The following is a 17,858-nucleotide window of genomic DNA, read 5'->3' on the forward strand; positions in this document are numbered from 1 at the left end:
ATTGCTATGACTCGCGTTCTAACGGCCGGCCTCCCGCTCACCGCTGGCCAGAAGGACATTTGGTTCGACGAAAAGCTCTCCGGCGGCGGTGCCACGTACAACACCGCGATCTACTGGGACATTCGCGGACCGCTCGACCAGGGCCTCTTCAGGGCCGCGCTGGAACGGCTCGTGGAGGAGTCGGAGTGCCTGCGCGCCAGGTTCACCGAGGTGGACGGCGAGCCGCGGCAGTTCATCGAGCCCGTCACGGACCTGCCGCTGAGCGTGAGCGACGTCAGCGGCGCGCAGGACCCCGCGGCGGCGGCCCAGGAGGCGATCCGCGCCGATCTGCGGGAGCCGCTGCCGATCCTCGCCACCCCGCACGTCCCGCTGTTCCGGCTGAGCATCTTCACCCTCGCCGAGGACCGCACCTTCTTCTGCCTCCTCAACCACCACCTGGTCTCCGACGGCTTCAGCTACGTCATCTACTGGCAGCGCCTCGCCGCCATCTACGAGTCGCTGCTCGCCCGCACCTCCCTGGACGAGGGGCGCTTCCCGCCGCTGCGCGAACTGGTCGACGCGGAGGCGGCCTACGGCGCCTCGCCGCGGGCCGAGCGTGACCGGGCCTACTGGGAGCAGCAGTTCGCCGACCGGCCCGAGCCGATCAGCCTGGCCACCCGCGACGCGGCCCCCGCCCAGACGTTCCACCGGGAGGCGACCGTACTGCCCGACGACCTCGCGCAGCGGCTGCGGGCCGTCGCCTGGGAGGCCAGGGTGACCTGGCAGACGCTGCTGGTCGCGGCGCTCGGCGCGTACACCGGGCGGACGGCCGGCACCGAGGACGTGCTGCTGTCCCTCCCGGTCACCGCCCGGGTCGGCGGCACCATGCAGGACATTCCCGGCATGGTGGTCAACTACCTGCCGCTGCGGCTGACCGTCCGGGGCACCACGACCCGTGCCGAACTCCTCGCGGAGACCTACCGGACCTTCGCGCAGGGCCTCAAGCACCAGCGCCACCGGGTGAGCAGGATCCGCCGCGCGATGGGCCTGACCAGCGACGACCGCAGGCCGTTCGGCCCGTTCATCAACATGATGCCGCAGGTCGAGAAGCTGGGCATCGGTCCGTGCGAGGCCACCATCTACAGTCCGTCCACCGGACTGGTCGACGACCTCGAATTCACCGTCGCGGACAAGGGCGGGGCCGGCATCGGCATCGACCTGAGCGGCAACGAGGCCCGCTACACCACCGCCGAAGTGGCCGCCCACCTGGCCCGGTTCGTCGGTTTCCTGGACCGTTTCACCGCCGCGGGCCCCGACGTCCCGCTGAGCACGCTCGGCCTCCTCGCACCGGAGGAGGCGGCCGGCCTGGCCGCCGCACTGACGGGTCCGGTCCGCGAAGAGCCCTACCTCGGCGTCGTCGAGCGGATACGGGCGCACGCGGCCGAGCGGCCCGACGCCCCCGCCGTCACCGACGACGGCGGCACCGTCGGCTACGGCGAACTCGTCCGGCGGGCAGCCGCCGTCTCCCGACGGCTGCGGGGCAGCGGCCCGGTGGCCGTACTGTCCGAGCCCGGCCGGGACTTCGTCACCGCGGAGCTCGGAGTGCTCGGCGCCGGCCGCGCCTTCCTGCCGCTGGACCCCGGCGCCCCCGCCGCGCGGCTGGCGATGCTCCTGCGGGACAGCGGCGCGAGCGCCGTGCTCGCGGACTCCTCCCACCACGCGCTCGCCGGACAGGCCGCGGCCGAGGCGGCGCCCGGGGCGCCCCTGCCCGTACACCTGCTGGACGGTGCGCAGGATCCCGCGGACGACCTGGCGCCCGTCGTCGGCGGTCCGCTGGACCTGGCGTACGTGATCTACACGTCCGGCTCCACGGGCAGGCCCAAGGGTGCGATGGTGCAGCGCTCCGGCATGGTCAACCACCTGCTCGCCAAGGCCGAGGAACTCTCCCTGGGGCGCGACGACGCCCTGGTGCACAACGCTCCGGTGACCTTCGACGTCACCGTCTGGCAGAGTCTGGCCACCCTGATCGTCGGCGGCCGGGTGCGCGCCGTGGCGCGTGCGGAGGCGGCCGACCCGGAAGCACTGTTCGGCATCATCGCGGCCGAGCGGCTGACCGTGCTCGAAGTCGTCCCCTCGCTGCTGCGCGCGACCCTGGACATGTGGGACGCGCAGGGCGGCGCCCCCGCCCTGCCCGGCCTGCGCTGGATGATCTCCAACGGCGAGGCCCTGCCTGCCGAGCTGTGCGAACGCTGGTTCGCGCGCCGCCCCGAGGTCCCGCTCGCCAATGTCTACGGCCCGACCGAGTGCTCCGACGACGTCACCCACGCGTACGCGCACTCGCACACCGACGTGGACGGCGCCCTGGGTACGTCCATGCCGATCGGGCGCCCGCTGCGCAACACCGTGCTGCACGTCCTGGGCGACGACCTGCGCCCGGTGCCCCGCGGGGTGCCGGGCGAACTCTTCGTCGCCGGGGCCGGGGTCGGCCGCGGCTACCTCGGCGACCCCGGCCGTACGGCCACCACCTTCGTGCCGAACCCCTTCACGGGTGACGGCTCCCGCATGTACCGCACAGGAGATCACGTGGTTCTGCTCCCCGACGGACAGCTCGTCTTCACCGGCCGGCGCGACCACCAGGTAAAGATCCGTGGTCAGCGCATCGAGCTGGGCGAGGTCGAGACGGCCCTTCGCACCCTGCCCGGCGTCACGGACGCCGTGGCCACCGCCTTCACCGACCCGGCCGGCCACCAGCGGCTGGCAGGCTACCTGGTGTCCCAGGACGCGGCGGCGGATCCCGCCGCCGCGCGGGAGCTGCTGGCCCGCACGCTGCCCGAGGCCCTCGTCCCCTCCGTGCTGCTGTTCCTCGACGAGCTGCCGCTGACCGCCCACGGCAAGGTGGACCGCAAGGCGCTGCCCGTCCCGGCCGTGGCGACGGCGGCGGCGCTCCCCGCGGGAGCACCGCGCTCCCCGGAGGAAGAGATCATCGCCGCGGTCTTCGCCGAGGTCCTTGGGGTGCCCCGGGTCGGCGTCGACGAGAGCTTCTTCGCTCTCGGCGGCGACAGCATCAGCTCCATCCAGGTGGTCGGCAAGGCCCGCGCCGCCGGGCTGACCGTCTCCTCCCGCGACGTCTTCCAGCACCGCACCCCGGCCGCCGTCGCCGCGGTCGCCCGGCGCACGGGACCCGCCGCGGCCACCGTGAACGAGGACGGGGTGGGCGACATCGAACTGATCCCCGTAGCCGACCAGCTCCGCGAGGACCTCGCACAACTGCCGGTCGCCGGAAGGGAATTCGCCCAGTACGCCACCGTCTCCGTGCCCGCCGGGGTGGACACCGGACGCCTGGAGCGTGCGGTGCAGGCGGTCCTGGACCGGCACGACGCACTGCGCCTGCGGCTCACGGTGCCGGTCGCCGGGCTGTGGTCCCCGCAGACGCTGCCGCAGGGCGCCGTCCGCGCGTCCGACGTGGTCAGCAGGGTGCAGACGGCGCCCGGCGAGGGCCGTGACGAGGCACTCGCCGCGCAGGTGCAGGCCGCCCGGGCGCGGCTGCGCCCCGAGGACGGCCTGATGGTGCAGGCGGTGCTCCTCGACGAGGGCGACGGGCGGGCCGGCAGGCTGCTCCTGGTCATCCACCACCTCGCCGTGGACGGGGTGTCCTGGCGGATCCTGCTGCCCGACCTCCGGGACGCCTGGAACGCGGTGTCCGAGGGCCGTGACGTACAGCTCGACCCGGTCGGCACCTCCTACCGGCGCTGGACCAAGACCCTCTCCGAGCAGGCCAGGACCGCCGCCCGGGTCGCCGAACTCCCGCTGTGGACACAGCAGTCGGCGGCCGACGAGGTACATCTGGGTCAGCGCCCGCTGGACCCCGCCCGCGACGTGCACGCCGGCGCGGGCACCCTGCGCGTCGAACTCCCCGCGGAGCGCACCCGGGCCGTACTCGCCCAGCTGCCCGAGGTCTTCCACGCCGAGGTCAACGAGATCCTCCTGACCGGTCTCGCCCTCGCCCTCGCCGACCGTGCCCGCCGGCTCGGCAGAACGGGTTCGCGCGCGCTGGTCGAACTGGAGGGACACGGCCGCGAGCAACTCCTCGACGACCAGGACCTCTCCCGTACCGTCGGCTGGTTCACCAGCGTCTACCCCGTCGGCCTCGACATCGGTGAGGTGGACTGGGCCGAGGTCTGGGACGGCGGAGCCTCCTGCGGCGCCGCGCTCAAGCGGGTCAAGGAGACCCTGCGCGCCCTGCCCGACCACGGCATCGGGCACGGCCTGCTGCGCCACCTCAACCCGCAGACCGCGGCAGTCCTCGCCCGCGGGGCCGTCCCGCGGATCGGCTTCAACTACCTCGGCCGGTTCACCGTCGGCCAGGGCGGCGACTGGACGATGGAGGCCGGCGCGTCCGGTCTCACCACGGCGCCCGAGACCCCGCTGCGGCACGCCCTGGAGGTCGTGTCGATGACCCAGGAGCGGCCCGAGGGACCCGTGCTCGTGGCCGAGTGGACCTGGGCGGGCGAACTGCTCTCCGAGGAGGAGGTCCGCCACCTCGCCGAGGGCTGGTTCCGCGCCCTCGGCGCGCTCGCCGCGCACGCCGGCCGGCCCGGGGCCGGTGGCCGTACCCCCTCCGAGTTCCCGCTGGTGCGCGTCGACCAGCAGGAGATCGAGACCTTCGAGCGCGAGGTCGAGGAGCTTGAGGACATCCTGCCGCTCTCCCCGCTCCAGCAAGGACTGCTGTTCCAGGCCGAGTTCGACCGCAGCGGCATGGACGCCTACACCCTGCAGGTGGTCATGGACATCGGCGGCCCGCTGGACCGCTCGGCGCTGCGCGACGCGGCGACCGCGCTCCTCGACCGCAACCCGCAGCTGCGCGCCCGCTTCCGCGAGCGCGACGCGGGCGACCCCGTCCAGCTGATCTCCGCCGCAGTGGAACTGCCCTGGCAGGAGATCGACCTCGGCGACGTCGCCGAGGAGGACCTCGACGCCGAGCTCAGGCGCCGCACCGAGGAGGAGTGGCTGCACCGCTTCGACGTCACCCGGGGGCCGCTGACCCGCTTCACCGTCTACCGGGCGGGACCCGAGCGGCACCGCGTGGTGTGGACCGTGCACCACATGCTGGTCGACGGCTGGTCGCTGTCCGCGGTACTGGCCAGCGAGCTGGTCACCCTGTGGGCCAACGGGGCGGACGCCTCGCAGCTGCCGCAGGTCGTGCCCGTACGCGCCTACCTGGAGTGGTCGGCCGCCCAGGACAAGAACGCCGCCCGCGAGGCCTGGCAGAAGGAACTCGCCGGGATCGACGAGGCCACCCGGCTCGGCCCGGCCGACCGTGAGCGCGCATCGGCGCTGCCCGCCACCCTGTCCGGGGAACTGCCCGCCGACCTCACCGCGGCCGTGACCGCGGTGGCGCACGCCCGCGGCCTGACGATGAACACCGTCGTCCAGGGCTGCTGGGCGGTCGCACTCGGCCGGCTCACCGGCCGCCAGGACGTCACCTTCGGCGCGGTCGTCTCCGGCCGCCCCGAGGAACTGCCGGGCGTGGAGCGGATGGTGGGCGCCTTCCTGCACACCCTTCCGGTACGGGTGAGCCTGGAGCCCTCGCTGCCCTTCGACGCGATGCTCGCCGACCTCCAGGCCCGCCAGCTCGACCTGGAGCCCCACCAGCACCTGGGCCTCGCCGAGGTGCAGCAGGGGGCCGGCGTCGGTGAACTCTTCGACAGCGTCGTCAGCTACCACAACTACCCGGCCGGCGCCCTCGACGGCATCGCCGAACACCTCCCGCAACTGCGGATGCTGGACTGGCAGGCCAGGGTGATCGCCGAGTACCCGGTGGCGCTCAACGTCTTCCCCGGCGAGCGGATGCGCCTGGAGGCGCAGTACCGGCCGGACATCTTCGACGCCGGCCAGGTCGACGCGATCCTCCAGCGGTTCGTCCGGGTCACCGAACGGCTCGCGGCGTCCCCGGGCACCCGGCTGGGCAGGCTGGACACCCTCGGCGCCGACGAGCGCCGGCTGCTCCTGCAGGACTGGTCGGGCACCGGCGCGGCCCAGCCGGTCCCCGCCGAGCTCACCACACGGACCTTCGAGGCGTGGGCCGGCCGGACGCCGGAGAAGGAGGCCGTCGTCCTCGGCGCCGACCGGCTGAGCTACGCCGAACTGAACGCCCGCGCCAACCGGCTGGCCCGCCTCCTCGTCGCCCAGGGCGTGGGCCCCGAGCAGACCGTCGCCGTGATGCTGCCCCGTACCCCCCAACTGGTCGTCGCGGCCCTCGCGGTGATCAAGGCGGGCGCGGCGTACCTGCCGGTCGACTCCGACTACCCGGTCGACCGCATGGCGTACATGCTGGCCGACGCCAGGCCGGCGGTCTTCCTGACCGACACCGCGACCTCCGCAAGGCCCGCGGGCCTGCCCACCACGGACGCCGGCCTGCTGCTCCTCGACGCGCCCGACACCACCGAGCGGCTCGCCGCCCTCCCGGACGGCGACCTCACCGACGCCGACCGCACCACGGCGCTCCGGCCGGAGAACCCCGCGTACATCATCTACACCTCCGGCTCCACCGGCCGCCCCAAGGGCGTCGTCGTGGCACACACCGGGCTGCTCGCCATGGTCGAGAGCCTCGGCGAGCGGTTCGAGCTCGACACCGACACCCGGGTGCTGCAGTTCGCCTCGTTCAGCTTCGACGCCTCCGTGTGGGGCATCATGCTCGCCCTGCTCACCGGCGGCACCCTGGTCATCGCGGACGAGGACAGCCGGGCGCCGGGACAGCCCCTGGTCGACCTCCTCCGCCGGGAGCGCATCAACCTCGTCGCACTGCCGCCCGTCGTCCTGGGCGGACTGCCCCGGGACAGCACCCTCCCCGCCGACCTGCGCCTGGTGGTGACCGGCGAGGCCGTGCCCGCCGAGGTCGTCGACCGCTGGGCGGGATCGGTCAAGCTCTACAACGGCTACGGACCCACCGAGGCCGTCGTCGGCTGCACCGTCAGCGGCCCGCTCACCGGCGGCGGCCGGCCCCCGATCGGCAGGCCCACCAGCGCACACCGGGTGTACGTCCTGGACGGCCACCTGCGGCCCGCACCGGTCGGCGTCGTCGGCGAGCTGTACGTCAGCGGCGGGCTGGCCCGCGGCTACCTGGCCCGCCCCTCGCTCACCGCACAGCGCTTCCTGGCCGACCCGTACGGCCCCTCGGGAGCCCGGATGTACCGCACCGGCGACCTGGTGCGCTGGCTGCCGGACGGCGAACTCGACTACCTGGGCCGCGCCGACGACCAGGTGCAGCTGCGCGGCATCCGCATCGAGCTCGGCGAGATCTCCTCCGCGCTGCTCACCCAGCCGGAGGTCGAGCAGGCCGCAGTGGTCGTCCGCGAGGACGGGGCGGGCGACCGCAGGCTGGTGGCGTACGTCGTCACCGCCGGCCGGACCCCCGCTGCCCCGGCCACCGGCGGCGCGCTGCGCGAACGGCTCACCCGGTCGCTGCCCGAGTACATGGTCCCCTCCGCGGTGGTCGTCCTTGACGCGCTGCCGCTCACCGCGCAGGGCAAGCTGGACCGCAAGGCGCTGCCCGAGCCCGACCTGGGCGCCGTCTCCCGCGGCCGGGCACCGCGCACCCCGGCGGAAGGCATTCTCTGCGGCCTGTTCGCCGACGTCCTGGGCCTCGAAGAGGTCTCCGTCGACGACGACTTCTTCGAGATCGGCGGCCACTCGCTGCTCGCCACCCGGCTGGTCAGCAGGGCCCGCAGCGCACTCGGCGTCGAACTGCCGATCCGCGCCCTCTTCGAGGCCCGCACGGTCGCGGCCCTCGCCGGGCACGTCGCCGCGGCGGCCGGCGCCAGGCCGCCGCTCACCCCCGCCCCGCAGGGCACCGAACGGCCGCTGTCCTTCAGCCAGCAGCGCCAGTGGTTCCTCAACAGGCGCCAGGGCGTGAGTGACGGCTCGTACAACACCCTGATGGCCTTCCGGCTCACCGGCCGCCTGGACACGAGCGCACTCCAGGCCGCGCTGCACGACGTGGCCGCCCGCCACGAGGTGCTGCGCACGGTCATACCGGAGACCGACGGCGTGCCGTCGCTGCGGGTGCTCGACGCCGCGTCGGGCGGCCCCACGCTCAAGGTCGTGACGGTGGCGCAGGACGCACTGGAGTCCGCGCTGGGGGCCGAGGCCGACCGCGGCTTCGACCTCACCACGGAGACCCCGCTGCGCGCCCTCCTTTACCCGGTCCGCCCCGACGAGTGCGTACTGCTGCTCGTCCTGCACCACATCGCCTTCGACGGCTGGTCGATGGAGCCGGTGCTCGCCGACCTGGCCGCCGCCTACCGCGCCAGGAGCGCGGGACAGGCCCCGCGGTGGACCCCGCTGCCGGTGCAGTACGCGGACTACGCCGCCTGGCAGCACGAGACGCTCGGCTCCGAGGACGACCCGGACAGCGTGGCGTCCCGGCAGCTGTCCTTCTGGCGGGACGCCCTCGCGGGCCTGCCCGACGAACTGCCCCTGGCCACCGACTTCGCCCGCCCCGAGGTGAGCGGCTCGGACGGCGACGTGGTGATGTTCGACCTCGACCCCGCCCTGCACGGAGCACTCGTCGAGATCGCGAGGACGACCGGCACCACCGAGTTCATCGTCTTCCAGGCCGCGCTGTCGGCCCTGCTGACCAGGCTGGGCGCCGGCACCGACATCCCGCTGGGCGTGTCGGTCGCCGGGCGCGCCGACGAGGCGCTCAACGACCTGGTCGGCATGTTCATCAACTCGCTCGTGCTGCGCAGCGACACGAGTGGCGACCCGACCTTCCGCGAACTGCTCGACCGGCTGCGGGAGACGGACCTGGCGGCCTACGCGCACCAGGACGTGTCCTTCGACCAGGTCGTGGACACCCTCAAGCCGACCCGTTCGCTGAGCCGCAACCCGCTCTTCCAGATCGGGCTCGGGGTGCGCAGCGACCGCGTGCAGCCGCTCGTCCTGACCGGCCTGACCGTCACGCCCGAGTACGTGGGCTCCGACCAGGCCAAGCTCGACCTGCTGCTCGAACTGCTGCCGTGGCCGGGCCAGGAGGGGCTGCGCGGGCTGCTCACCTTCAGCACGGACCTGTTCACCAAGGCCACCGTGGAACGCATGGTGGAGCAGTTCCAGCAGGTGCTGCGCTCGGTCGCCGCCGACCCCGACGTACGGCTGAGCGCCCTGGAGCTGCTGAGCGGCGACGCCCGCGAGCAGGTGCTGCGCGACTGGAACGACACCGCGCACGAACTGCCCGCGACGACCCTGCCCGAGCTGCTCCGCGCACCGGCCGGGCAGAGGGCGTCGGACACCGCGGCGCCGGACGCCGCCGCAAAGCACGTCGTGACGTACGAGGAGATCGAGGCACGCTCCAACCGGCTGGCGCGCAGGCTCGTCCAGCTCGGGGCGGGCCCGGAGCGGGTCGTGGCGCTCGCGGCGCCCCGCGCCGCCGACCGCACCGTCGCCGCTCTCGCGGTACTCAAGTCCGGGGCGGCGTACCTGCCGGTCGCGGCCGACGAACCGACCGCCCGGGTCAAGGCGCTGTTCGCCGACGCGGACCCGCTGTGCGTGCTCACCACCGCGGGCCTGGCGAGCAGGCTCCGTAACACCGGGGTCACCGTCGTGGTGCTCGACGCACCCGAGGTGCAGGCAGGTTCGGCGGAGCCGCTGACCGACGCGGACCGGACGGCGCCGCTGCGGCCCGAGCACGCCGCCTACGTGATCCGCACCGACGCGGTGGCAGGCCGGCCCGGCGGCACGGTCGTCGAGCACCGCGCGGCCGTCAACCACCTCGCCTGGGTACGGGAGCGGGGGAACGGCGCGGCGGCAGGACTGTTCGAGCCGCTGCTCACCGGTGGCGGGGTCGGCGGCACCGAGCCGCCGGCCCAGGACTGGGCCACCCCGCGGACCTTCTCGCCCGACGAGGCGGCCTGGAACAGCCGGAGGTACGTCCTCGACGAGTGGCTCACCCCGGTGCCCCCGGGCGTGGTCGGTGAGCTGTACGTCGCCGGAGCCGGCCTGGCCCGCGGATTCGCGGGCCGGCCGGGAGCGACCGCCGAACGCTTCGTCGCCGACCCGTTCGGGCCGGCCGGGTCCCGGCTGTACCGGACGGGACTGCGCAGGAAGTGGGGCGCCGAAGGCGCTCTGCTCGACCCCGACACGCATCTGACGCCCCCGGCCGTGGCCGCGAGCGCGCCCGCGCCGGAGGCCGAGGAGGCGGCGCAGGCGGATCCCGCCGAGGAGACGCTGTGTGCGATCGTCGCCGAGATCCTCGGAACGGACGGATTCGGGGCACAGGAGAACTTCTTCGAGGTGCCGGCCGGGATGGACAGCATGAAGTCGCTGCGGCTGGTGAGCATGGCGCGCAAGGCCGGCCTGCCGATCAGCATCGCGGACGTCTTCGTCCACCAGAGCGTCAGGTCGCTGGCTGCGACCTTGCGTCCGGAGCCGGAGCCGGAGCCGGAGCCTGTCGCGGTCGAACCGGAAGCGGTGGCCGCCGCCGGTGATGGTCAGGAGACCGCCTCGGGGGCAGCGACCGCCGGTGACGGTCAGGAGCCCGGCCCCGCGCGGCGCCACAGCACGCAGATCATGGCCGACGCGATCGCCGAGGCCGGCGGGCTGGATTACGCGGACCCCTTCGGCACGATGCTCTGCATCAAGCCGACCGGCAGCCGTCCGCCTGTCTTCTGCCTGCACAGCGGAGTCGGCTTCGCCCTCTCGTACATGCCCCTCACCCGCCACCTCGGCGCCGAGTACCCGCTCTACGGGATCCAGGCGCCCAGCGTGGTGGCCGGCGCCCCGTTGCCGACCAGCATCGAGGAGACCGCCGCCGAGTACATCCAGCTGATGAAGGAGGTCAGGCCGCAGGGTCCGTACCACCTGTTCGGCTGGTCGTTCGGCGGGCTGCTCGCCTACGAGATCGCCGTCCAGCTGCGCGCGGCGGGCGACGAGGTCGGTCTGGTGGCCAACCTGGACTCCTACCCGAGGACCGGGACGCCCGACGAGCGCGACGAGCAGGGAATGCTCGCCTGGCTCCTGGAGGGCGTCGGACACCACCGCTCCGAGTACGGCGGCCGGGACCTGGTGTCGGACGACATCATCGACGCGCTCCGCCGCGACAACAGTCCGCTGGCGCAGATGGGGGAGGAGCGGATGGCCCGGATGATCGACCTGATGACCCACCATCAGCGGCTCATCCCGCACTACACACCGGGGGACTTCGACGGCACCATGCAGCTCTTCCTCGCCGAGCACTCGGCCTGGGAGGGGACGGACATGGAGCAGGTGTGGAAGCCGTGGTTCAGCGGCACCCTGGACGTGCACCGGATCGCCTGCAACCACGACGACATCCTCAACCCGGGCCCCCTCTCCGAGATCGGTCCGCTGGTCGCCGCCGAACTGGACCGGCTCCACGAGGAACACACCGGCCGGCTCGCACAGGCCCGCTCGGCCCCCCAGGCCCCCTCGGCCGCCAAGTCCCCGCAGATCCCCCAGCTCCCGCAGGACGGCCGCGCCCAGCAGGACCGGCAGGCCCGGTCATGACGGCGACCCTGCTCGACATCGGCGCGTCGAGCGGCCCCAGGACCGCGCTCACCGAAGTGCTCGCCGTCGCGGGCCGCCGGCTGCGGCACCTGCGCCGCTCCCCGGGCCGGGTGATCGGCGTGGTGCTGAACCCGCTCGTGTCGATGCTCATGCTCGGCTACCTCTTCCGGGACGCCATCACCCTGCCCGCGGGCGGGGACTACGCGGAGTACGTCTTCGCGGGCGGCGCGGTCCAGGTCGGCCTGGCCTGCGTCGGCCCGACGGCGATCTCGATGGCGATGGACCTCAAGGGCGGGCTGGTGGACCGGTTCAGGTCACTGCCGATCAGCAGGTCGGCGGTGCCCTTCGGACACACCCTCGCGGACTTCGCGGTGGGACTGCTCGGCCTGGGCATCGCCACCGCCGCCGGGCTGTTCCTCGGCTGGCGCTCGCACACCGGACTGCTGCCCACGCTCGCCGGGTTCGCCCTGATCGCGGTCTTCATCTACGTCATGCTGTGGCTCGGGGTGCTCTTCGCCCTGACGATGCGCAGCGTGGAGACCATCAGCGTGGTCACCCCCTTCATCGTCATCGTGCTGCCCTTCCTGTCCAGCGCCTTCCTCTCCCCGCAGTCCATGCCGGCACTGATCCGGCCGGTCGCCGAGTGGAACCCGGTGAGCGCCGTGATCGCCACCTGCCGTGACCTGTGGGGCAACCCGGCCACGACCGGCGGCAGCCTCCCCGGGGAGCACCCGCTCGCCGTGGTGGCCGTGACGCTGACCGTGTTGTTCGTGTCCTGCTCCTTCGTGAGCCTTCGCCGCTACCGCACCGCGGGCGTCTGAGTCCGTACCTGGAGGAAGTCAATTCATGACCGAGCAGCAACTGTTGGCGCCAGCGGACCTGGCTGCCATCGACCTCACCGACCCACGGACCTTCGTCGGGAACGACCTCTCCGCCCTGTGGCGCAGGTTCCGCGACGAGAGCCCGGTCCACTGGCACCCGGCGGGCGCCCGTACCCCCGGCTTCTGGGTGGTCTCCAAGTACGCCGACAGCGTCGCCGTCTACCGCGACAACAAGCGGTTCACCTCCGAGCGGGGCAACGTACTGGCGACCCTCCTCCAGGGCGAGGACTCGGCGTCGCGCAAGATGCTCGCCGTCACCGACGGGGCCAGGCACCGCGAGATCCGCAACCTGATGCTCAAGTCCTTCTCGCCCCGGGTGCTCGCCCCGATCGTGGACGGCATCCACCGGCACACCCGGGAGCTGGTCGCCCGTGCCCTGGCGGCCGGCGGCCGGGTGGACTTCGTCACCGACGTCGCGGACCACATCCCGATCAACACCATGGGCGACCTGATGGCCATCCCGGAGGCCGACCGTGAACAGCTGGTGGAGTGGAACTCCCTGACGCTGTCCCGGCAGAGCTCCGACGACAGCGAGATGGAATCGCTGATGGCCCGCAACGAGATCCTGCTCTACCTCTCGGACCTGGCGTCCGAACGGCGCAGGAACCCGGGCGACGACGTCATCAGCACCCTGGCCACCGCCGTCGTGGACGGCAAGCCGCTGACCGAGGACGAGATCGTCTTCAACTGCTACAGCCTGATACTCGGCGGCGACGAGTCCACCCGGATGTCCACGGTCGGCGGCCTCATCGCCCTCGCCGAACACCCCGAGCAGTGGCGCCGGATCAAGGCAGGGGAGGTGACGGTCGAGAGCGCCACCGAGGAGGTGCTGCGGTGGACCACCCCCGCGATGCACTTCGGACGCCGGGCCATGGTGGACGTCCCGCTGCGGGACCAGGTGATCAAGGCGGGTGACGTGGTCACCCTGTGGAACACCTCCGCCAACTTCGACGAGGACGTCTTCGACGACCCGTACGCGTTCGACGTGGGCCGTACGCCCAACAAGCACGTGGTGTTCGGACACGGCCCGCACTTCTGCCTGGGCGCCTTCCTCGGCAGGGTCCATGTGGGCGCCATGGTCGAGGCGTTGCGCGCCACGGTGGCCGAGGTGGAGCTGACGGGCCCCCCGCAGCAGCTCTACTCCAACTTCGTGCACGGCTACAGCGGGCTCCCGGTGCAGCTGACCGCGGAACCGGGGACGCCGGTCGCGGCACCGGCAACCGCAACCGCAACCGCAACAGCCACGCAATCGCAAGCGGACACGGCGCAGGCGGCCGGGACGGGGAGGCGCTGACATGCGCGACGAGAGGCGCACCACCGGTGGCACCACCCTGGCGGTCCTGCACACCGAGGGCCGGCCGGACTCCTGGGACGCCGACAGCCTGGACGCGGTGAGGCTGCGCGTCGAGGGTCTGCTCGCCGAGTGCGGGGCGGTCATGGTCCGAGGTCTCGGCACGGCCGACGCCGACGAGTTCCACCGCACCGTCAGCCGGTTCGGCGACTCGCTGATCGACAGTTACCGCGGCGGCAACACCCCGCGCTCCACGGTCTCGGACGGGGTCTTCACCTCCACCGAGTACCCGGCCAGGTTTGACATCTCCCTGCACAACGAGCTGTCGTACGCGCACAGTTGGCCCAACCGGCTGTTCTTCTGCTGCCTCGTCGCCCCGGAGACCGGCGGCGCCACCCCGGTCTGCGACGGGCAGGCGCTGCTGCGCGGCCTCTCGCCCGAGGTCAGGGCGCGGTTCGAGTCCGGCGTCGTCTACCACCAGCATCTGCACGGCGGCTTCGGCCTCGGCAAGTCCTGGCAGGACACCTTCGAGACGCAGGACCGGGAGGTCGTCGAGGACTTCCTGAAGACCTCGCAGGCCGAGTTCGAGTGGACCGCGGAGGGCGGCCTGCGGTTGAGCCAGCACCGCCCGGGGGTGAGGAAGAATCCGCGTACGGGGGAGGACACCTGGTTCAACCAGGCCGACCAGTGGCACCCGTCGAACCTCCCGGGTGACGAGGGCGAGACGCTGCTCTCCCTGATCGACAGCGTCGAGGACCTGCCGCACTGGGTGACCTACGGCGACGGCACCGCGATCCCGGAGGAGGACCTGGCCGAGGTGCGCGCCTCCGCACGGGACAACAAGGTGGTGGAGCCCTGGCTGGCGGGCGACATCCTCGTGGTCGACAACATGTCCGTGCTGCACGGCCGCGAGGCATTCACCGGCTCGCGCCGGGTGGTCGTCTCGATGACGTGAGCCGCCGGACGTCCGCCGGGTGGTCGTCTTGATGACGTGGGCCGCCGGACGTCCGCCGGGTGGTCGTCTTGATGACGTGGGCCGCCGGACGTCTGCCGGGTGGTCGTCTCCGTGACGTGGGCCGCCTGACCTCCGACGCCGCCCGGCAGGCCCGCTCGGTGCCACGAGCAGGTCTGCCGGGCGCCGACCGTACCCGGCGGCGCTTTCCGAGAGCTCAGGGCCTCTCCCCGGAAGCACGCAGGCCCGGCCCTGGCGAAGAACCCCGGTGCCCGGCGTCCGGCCGCGAGGCGAACACCGAGTACCGGCCGGAATCCGCCACCCCGTCGTTACGGTGGGGGCCGACGGTGAACCCGCGCTCACGCAACAGACCGCCGAGAAGGGCAAGCCGTCCCTCCGTCGGCGTGCCGGCCTCGTCGTGCACCTCCAGTGCGATGCGGTCGATCAGCGGCCAGTGGTCGTCGTCCACCCCGCGCAGCACATCCGCCTCCGCCCGCTGGACGTCGATCTTGAGCATGTCGATGTGCGTGATCCCCAGCTCGCGGACCACGTCCGAGAGCCGCCGGGTCCGGCAGCGGTAGGGCACCTCCCTGAATTGGTACTCCAGCAACTCGTCCAGCATGTCGTGGGCGTCACCGACCTCTTGCCGGGAATTCTCCAGCACCTGCTTCCTGACAAATTCCCGGTCGAATTCCGAGGCCGCGTGGGAGGAGTCGGCCGACATGGTGGAATAACCTGGATAGTAGGTGAATTCGACTTCGCCCTCGGCGTCGGACAGTGCGTACGGAAAGACCTCCGCACAGACCTCGTGGGCGGCCAGGTTGGCGCTGAGTTTTTCGAGGACGGGCGGCATCGGCTCGAAGGCGTACACCTTCGCCGTGGGGAACATCGTGTGCACGAACAGGGAGTACATCCCGATGTTGGCCCCGACGTCGATGACGGTCGCCCCCTCCGGGAGCGTCATCCCCTCGGGCAGGTAGGCCTGCTGGACAAATATCTCTTCATAGAGATATTCCGTCTCGTGTGCGTTGATGTATTCGAGTCGGGCGGGATCGACAGACACTCGTTCTCCTGAAGTGGCCGGGCATGGGGGGAATCCACGTCTCGCTACCCAGGTGAACACATGTGCATGCCACGAGAAAACACCGTGGCCGAAGTGGGCCGGTTCCGGACGGTCGAATCGCGAGGCCCACCAGCGAGTTTTACCGAACGCTGAATGACATGGTTCCCGGCCGCCCCGCGTCCCTAGAATTCCGACCCGTGGCGCCTGGTCGTGGCCCGGCCGTCGACCGGCCGGGCCGGCCGGCGCGTGGAAGCGGAAGGACGCAGCGATGAACGTGCTCGACTCGATCGTCGAAGGAGTACGCGCCGACCTGGCGGAGCGGCAGCGCCGGGTGCCGTTGGGCGAGTTGCAGGACCGGGCCGCCGATGCCGGGCCCGGTGTGGACGGCGCCGCACTGCTGCGCCGTCCGGACGGCCTGTGTGTGATCGCCGAGGTGAAGCGCGCAAGCCCGTCCAAGGGGCCGCTGGCGGAGATCGCCGATCCGGCGGCGCTGGCGGCCGAGTACGAGAGCGGCGGTGCCACCGCGATCAGTGTCCTCACCGAGGGCCGCAGGTTCGGCGGCTCGCTGGCGGACCTGGACGCGGTCCGCTCCAGGGTCGCGGCCCCGGTGCTCCGCAAGGACTTCACCGTCGGGCCCTACCAGCTCTGGGAGGCGCGGGCGCACGGCGCCGACCTGGCCCTGCTGGTCGTGGCCGCGCTGGAGCAATCGCTCCTTGCCGAACTCGTCGCGCTCGCGGCCGAGATCGGGCTGACCCCGCTGGTGGAGGTCCACGACGAGGGGGAGACGGACCGGGCACTGGCGGCCGGCGCCCGGCTGATCGGCGTCAACGCCCGTGACCTGCGGACCCTGGAGGTCGACCGGGGAACCTTCGAGCGCCTCGCGCCCGCGGTCCCGCCGGACGTCGTGACGATCGCCGAGTCGGGCGTCCGCGGCCCCGCCGACGCGGCGCACTACGCCGCCCACGGCGCGGACGCGGTCCTGGTCGGCGAGTCCGTGGTGACCGGTGGCAGTGCGGTGCAGGCCGTCGCCGCCCTGGTGTCCGCCGGCCGACGGCCCGTCAGCCCTGCTGCGCCAGCTTCGCGGTGACCGTCGCCCAGCGCTCCAGCACGGCCGCCGCCGCACCCGAGTCGACGGCCTCGGCGGCCCGCTCCGTCCCGGCCGCCAGCCGTTCCGTGACCGGCCGGCCGCTGGGCTCCAGCGCCGCGAGACCTGCGGCGGCCGACAGCAGCACCGCATCCCTGACCGGCCCCCGCGCCCCGGCGAGCACCTCGCGGGCCACCCGGGCGTTGTGAGCCCGGTCGCCGCCGCGCAGCGCACCCGCGTCGGCGTACCCGATACCGATGTCGCGCGGGTCGAAGGACTCCTCGCGCACCTCGCCGCCGGTGACCGACCAGACCGTGGAGGTAGTGGTGACCGTCAGTTCGTCCATCCCGTCGTCACCCCGGAACACCAGCGCCGACACCCCGCGCCCGGCCAGCACCCCGGCCAGCAGCGGAGCCTGCCGCAGGTCGGCGACGCCCACCGCCTGCGCGGCCGGCGAAGCGGGATTGGCCAGCGGCCCCAGCATGTTGAACACGGTGCGGATGCCGAGCTCCCGGCGCGTCGCGGCGGCGTGCCGCATGGCCGGATGGAACACCGGGGCGAAGCAGAACGTGATGCCGGTCTCCTCCGCCACCGCCGCGATCTCGGCGGGCGGCAGCTCCAGCGCCACCCCCAACTCCTCCAGCACGTCCGCCGACCCGCAGGACGAGGAGGCGGAGCGGTTGCCGTGCTTGACCACCCGCGCCCCGGCCCCGGCCGCCACGATCGCCGACATCGTGGAGATGTTGACACTGTTCGACCCGTCGCCGCCGGTGCCGACGATGTCCAGCGCCGGCCCCGGTACCTCCAGCGGCACGGCGTGCCGCAGCATCGCCCGTACCAGGCCATCGATCTCCTCGACGGTCTCGCCCTTGGCGCGCAGGCCCACCAGCAGCCCGGCCAGCCGGGCGGGGGAGACGTCGCCGGCCATCACCTCGTCCATGGCCCACGCCGTGTCCCGCGCGGACAGGTCCTCGCGGCTCAGCACCGCGTTCATCAATTCCGGCCAGGTACGGCCCTGCGGCTCGGCAGTCACGGGGATTCTCCTTGAGCGGCGCCAGAAAGAGTCTTCGCCTTCGATTCTGTGAATTCCC

The 17,858-nt window shown here is 72.7% G+C and carries 7 protein-coding genes; 5 read left to right on the forward strand and 2 right to left on the reverse strand.

All coding sequences use genetic code 11. From position 1 onward, the window contains the following. The first annotated feature begins 6 nt into the window (after window positions 1–6). From ACIQM4_RS00955 to ACIQM4_RS00970, 4 genes are read left to right on the forward strand one after another with little or no spacing between them, the layout of a single operon-like run. Window positions 7–11,496, forward strand: coding sequence for an amino acid adenylation domain-containing protein (locus tag ACIQM4_RS00955; RefSeq protein WP_401584166.1), 11,490 nt, complete (start codon window positions 7–9; stop codon window positions 11,494–11,496). Then, a complete protein-coding gene (locus ACIQM4_RS00960; protein WP_401584169.1) occupies window positions 11,493–12,317 on the forward strand; it encodes an ABC transporter permease in 825 nt (274 codons plus the stop codon). The genes ACIQM4_RS00955 and ACIQM4_RS00960 overlap by 4 nt, the downstream gene beginning before the upstream one ends. A 25-nt stretch (window positions 12,318–12,342) precedes the next feature. Further along, window positions 12,343–13,671 (forward strand): cytochrome P450, encoded by a 1,329-nt coding sequence (locus ACIQM4_RS00965; RefSeq protein WP_401584171.1) that lies wholly within the window; start codon window positions 12,343–12,345, stop codon window positions 13,669–13,671. 1 nt (window position 13,672) lies between these two features. Further along, window positions 13,673–14,623: a TauD/TfdA family dioxygenase gene (locus ACIQM4_RS00970; RefSeq protein ID WP_401584173.1), complete on the forward strand. Its 951-nt coding sequence runs from the start codon at window positions 13,673–13,675 to the stop codon at window positions 14,621–14,623. 214 nt (window positions 14,624–14,837) lie between these two features. Here ACIQM4_RS00970 and ACIQM4_RS00975 read toward each other — a convergent pair whose 3' ends face one another. Beyond that, window positions 14,838–15,683, reverse strand: a complete 846-nt coding sequence (locus ACIQM4_RS00975; protein ID WP_401584175.1) for an FkbM family methyltransferase — start codon at window positions 15,681–15,683, stop codon at window positions 14,838–14,840. A 268-nt stretch (window positions 15,684–15,951) separates the two neighbouring features. Between ACIQM4_RS00975 and trpC the strand changes: the two genes are divergently transcribed. Continuing rightward, the gene (trpC, locus tag ACIQM4_RS00980) at window positions 15,952–16,770 is read left to right on the forward strand and encodes an indole-3-glycerol phosphate synthase TrpC (protein ID WP_401584177.1); all 819 of its coding nucleotides are present in this window, start codon (window positions 15,952–15,954) and stop codon (window positions 16,768–16,770) included. Here trpC and trpD read toward each other — a convergent pair. Then, window positions 16,742–17,761 (reverse strand): anthranilate phosphoribosyltransferase, encoded by a 1,020-nt coding sequence (gene trpD / locus ACIQM4_RS00985; protein ID WP_401585986.1) that lies wholly within the window; start codon window positions 17,759–17,761, stop codon window positions 16,742–16,744. The genes trpC and trpD overlap by 29 nt on opposite strands. Between the last annotated feature and the right edge of the window lie 97 nt (window positions 17,762–17,858).

It is taken from the genome of Streptomyces sp. NPDC091272, assembly GCF_044757485.1.
In the GTDB taxonomy this organism is placed as follows: domain Bacteria; phylum Actinomycetota; class Actinomycetes; order Streptomycetales; family Streptomycetaceae; genus Streptomyces.

What these genes read in the sequence shown, in the direction of transcription:
- ACIQM4_RS00965 (WP_401584171.1), top strand. Translation starts at nt 12,343, where the DNA reads ATGACCGAGCAGCAACTGTTGGCGCCAGCGGACCTGGCTGCCATCGAC.
- trpD (WP_401585986.1), bottom strand. Translation starts at nt 17,761, where the DNA reads ATGAACGCGGTGCTGAGCCGCGAGGACCTGTCCGCGCGGGACACGGCG.
- ACIQM4_RS00970 (WP_401584173.1), top strand. Translation starts at nt 13,673, where the DNA reads ATGCGCGACGAGAGGCGCACCACCGGTGGCACCACCCTGGCGGTCCTG.
- ACIQM4_RS00955 (WP_401584166.1), top strand. Translation starts at nt 7, where the DNA reads ATGACTCGCGTTCTAACGGCCGGCCTCCCGCTCACCGCTGGCCAGAAG.
- ACIQM4_RS00960 (WP_401584169.1), top strand. Translation starts at nt 11,493, where the DNA reads ATGACGGCGACCCTGCTCGACATCGGCGCGTCGAGCGGCCCCAGGACC.
- trpC (WP_401584177.1), top strand. Translation starts at nt 15,952, where the DNA reads ATGAACGTGCTCGACTCGATCGTCGAAGGAGTACGCGCCGACCTGGCG.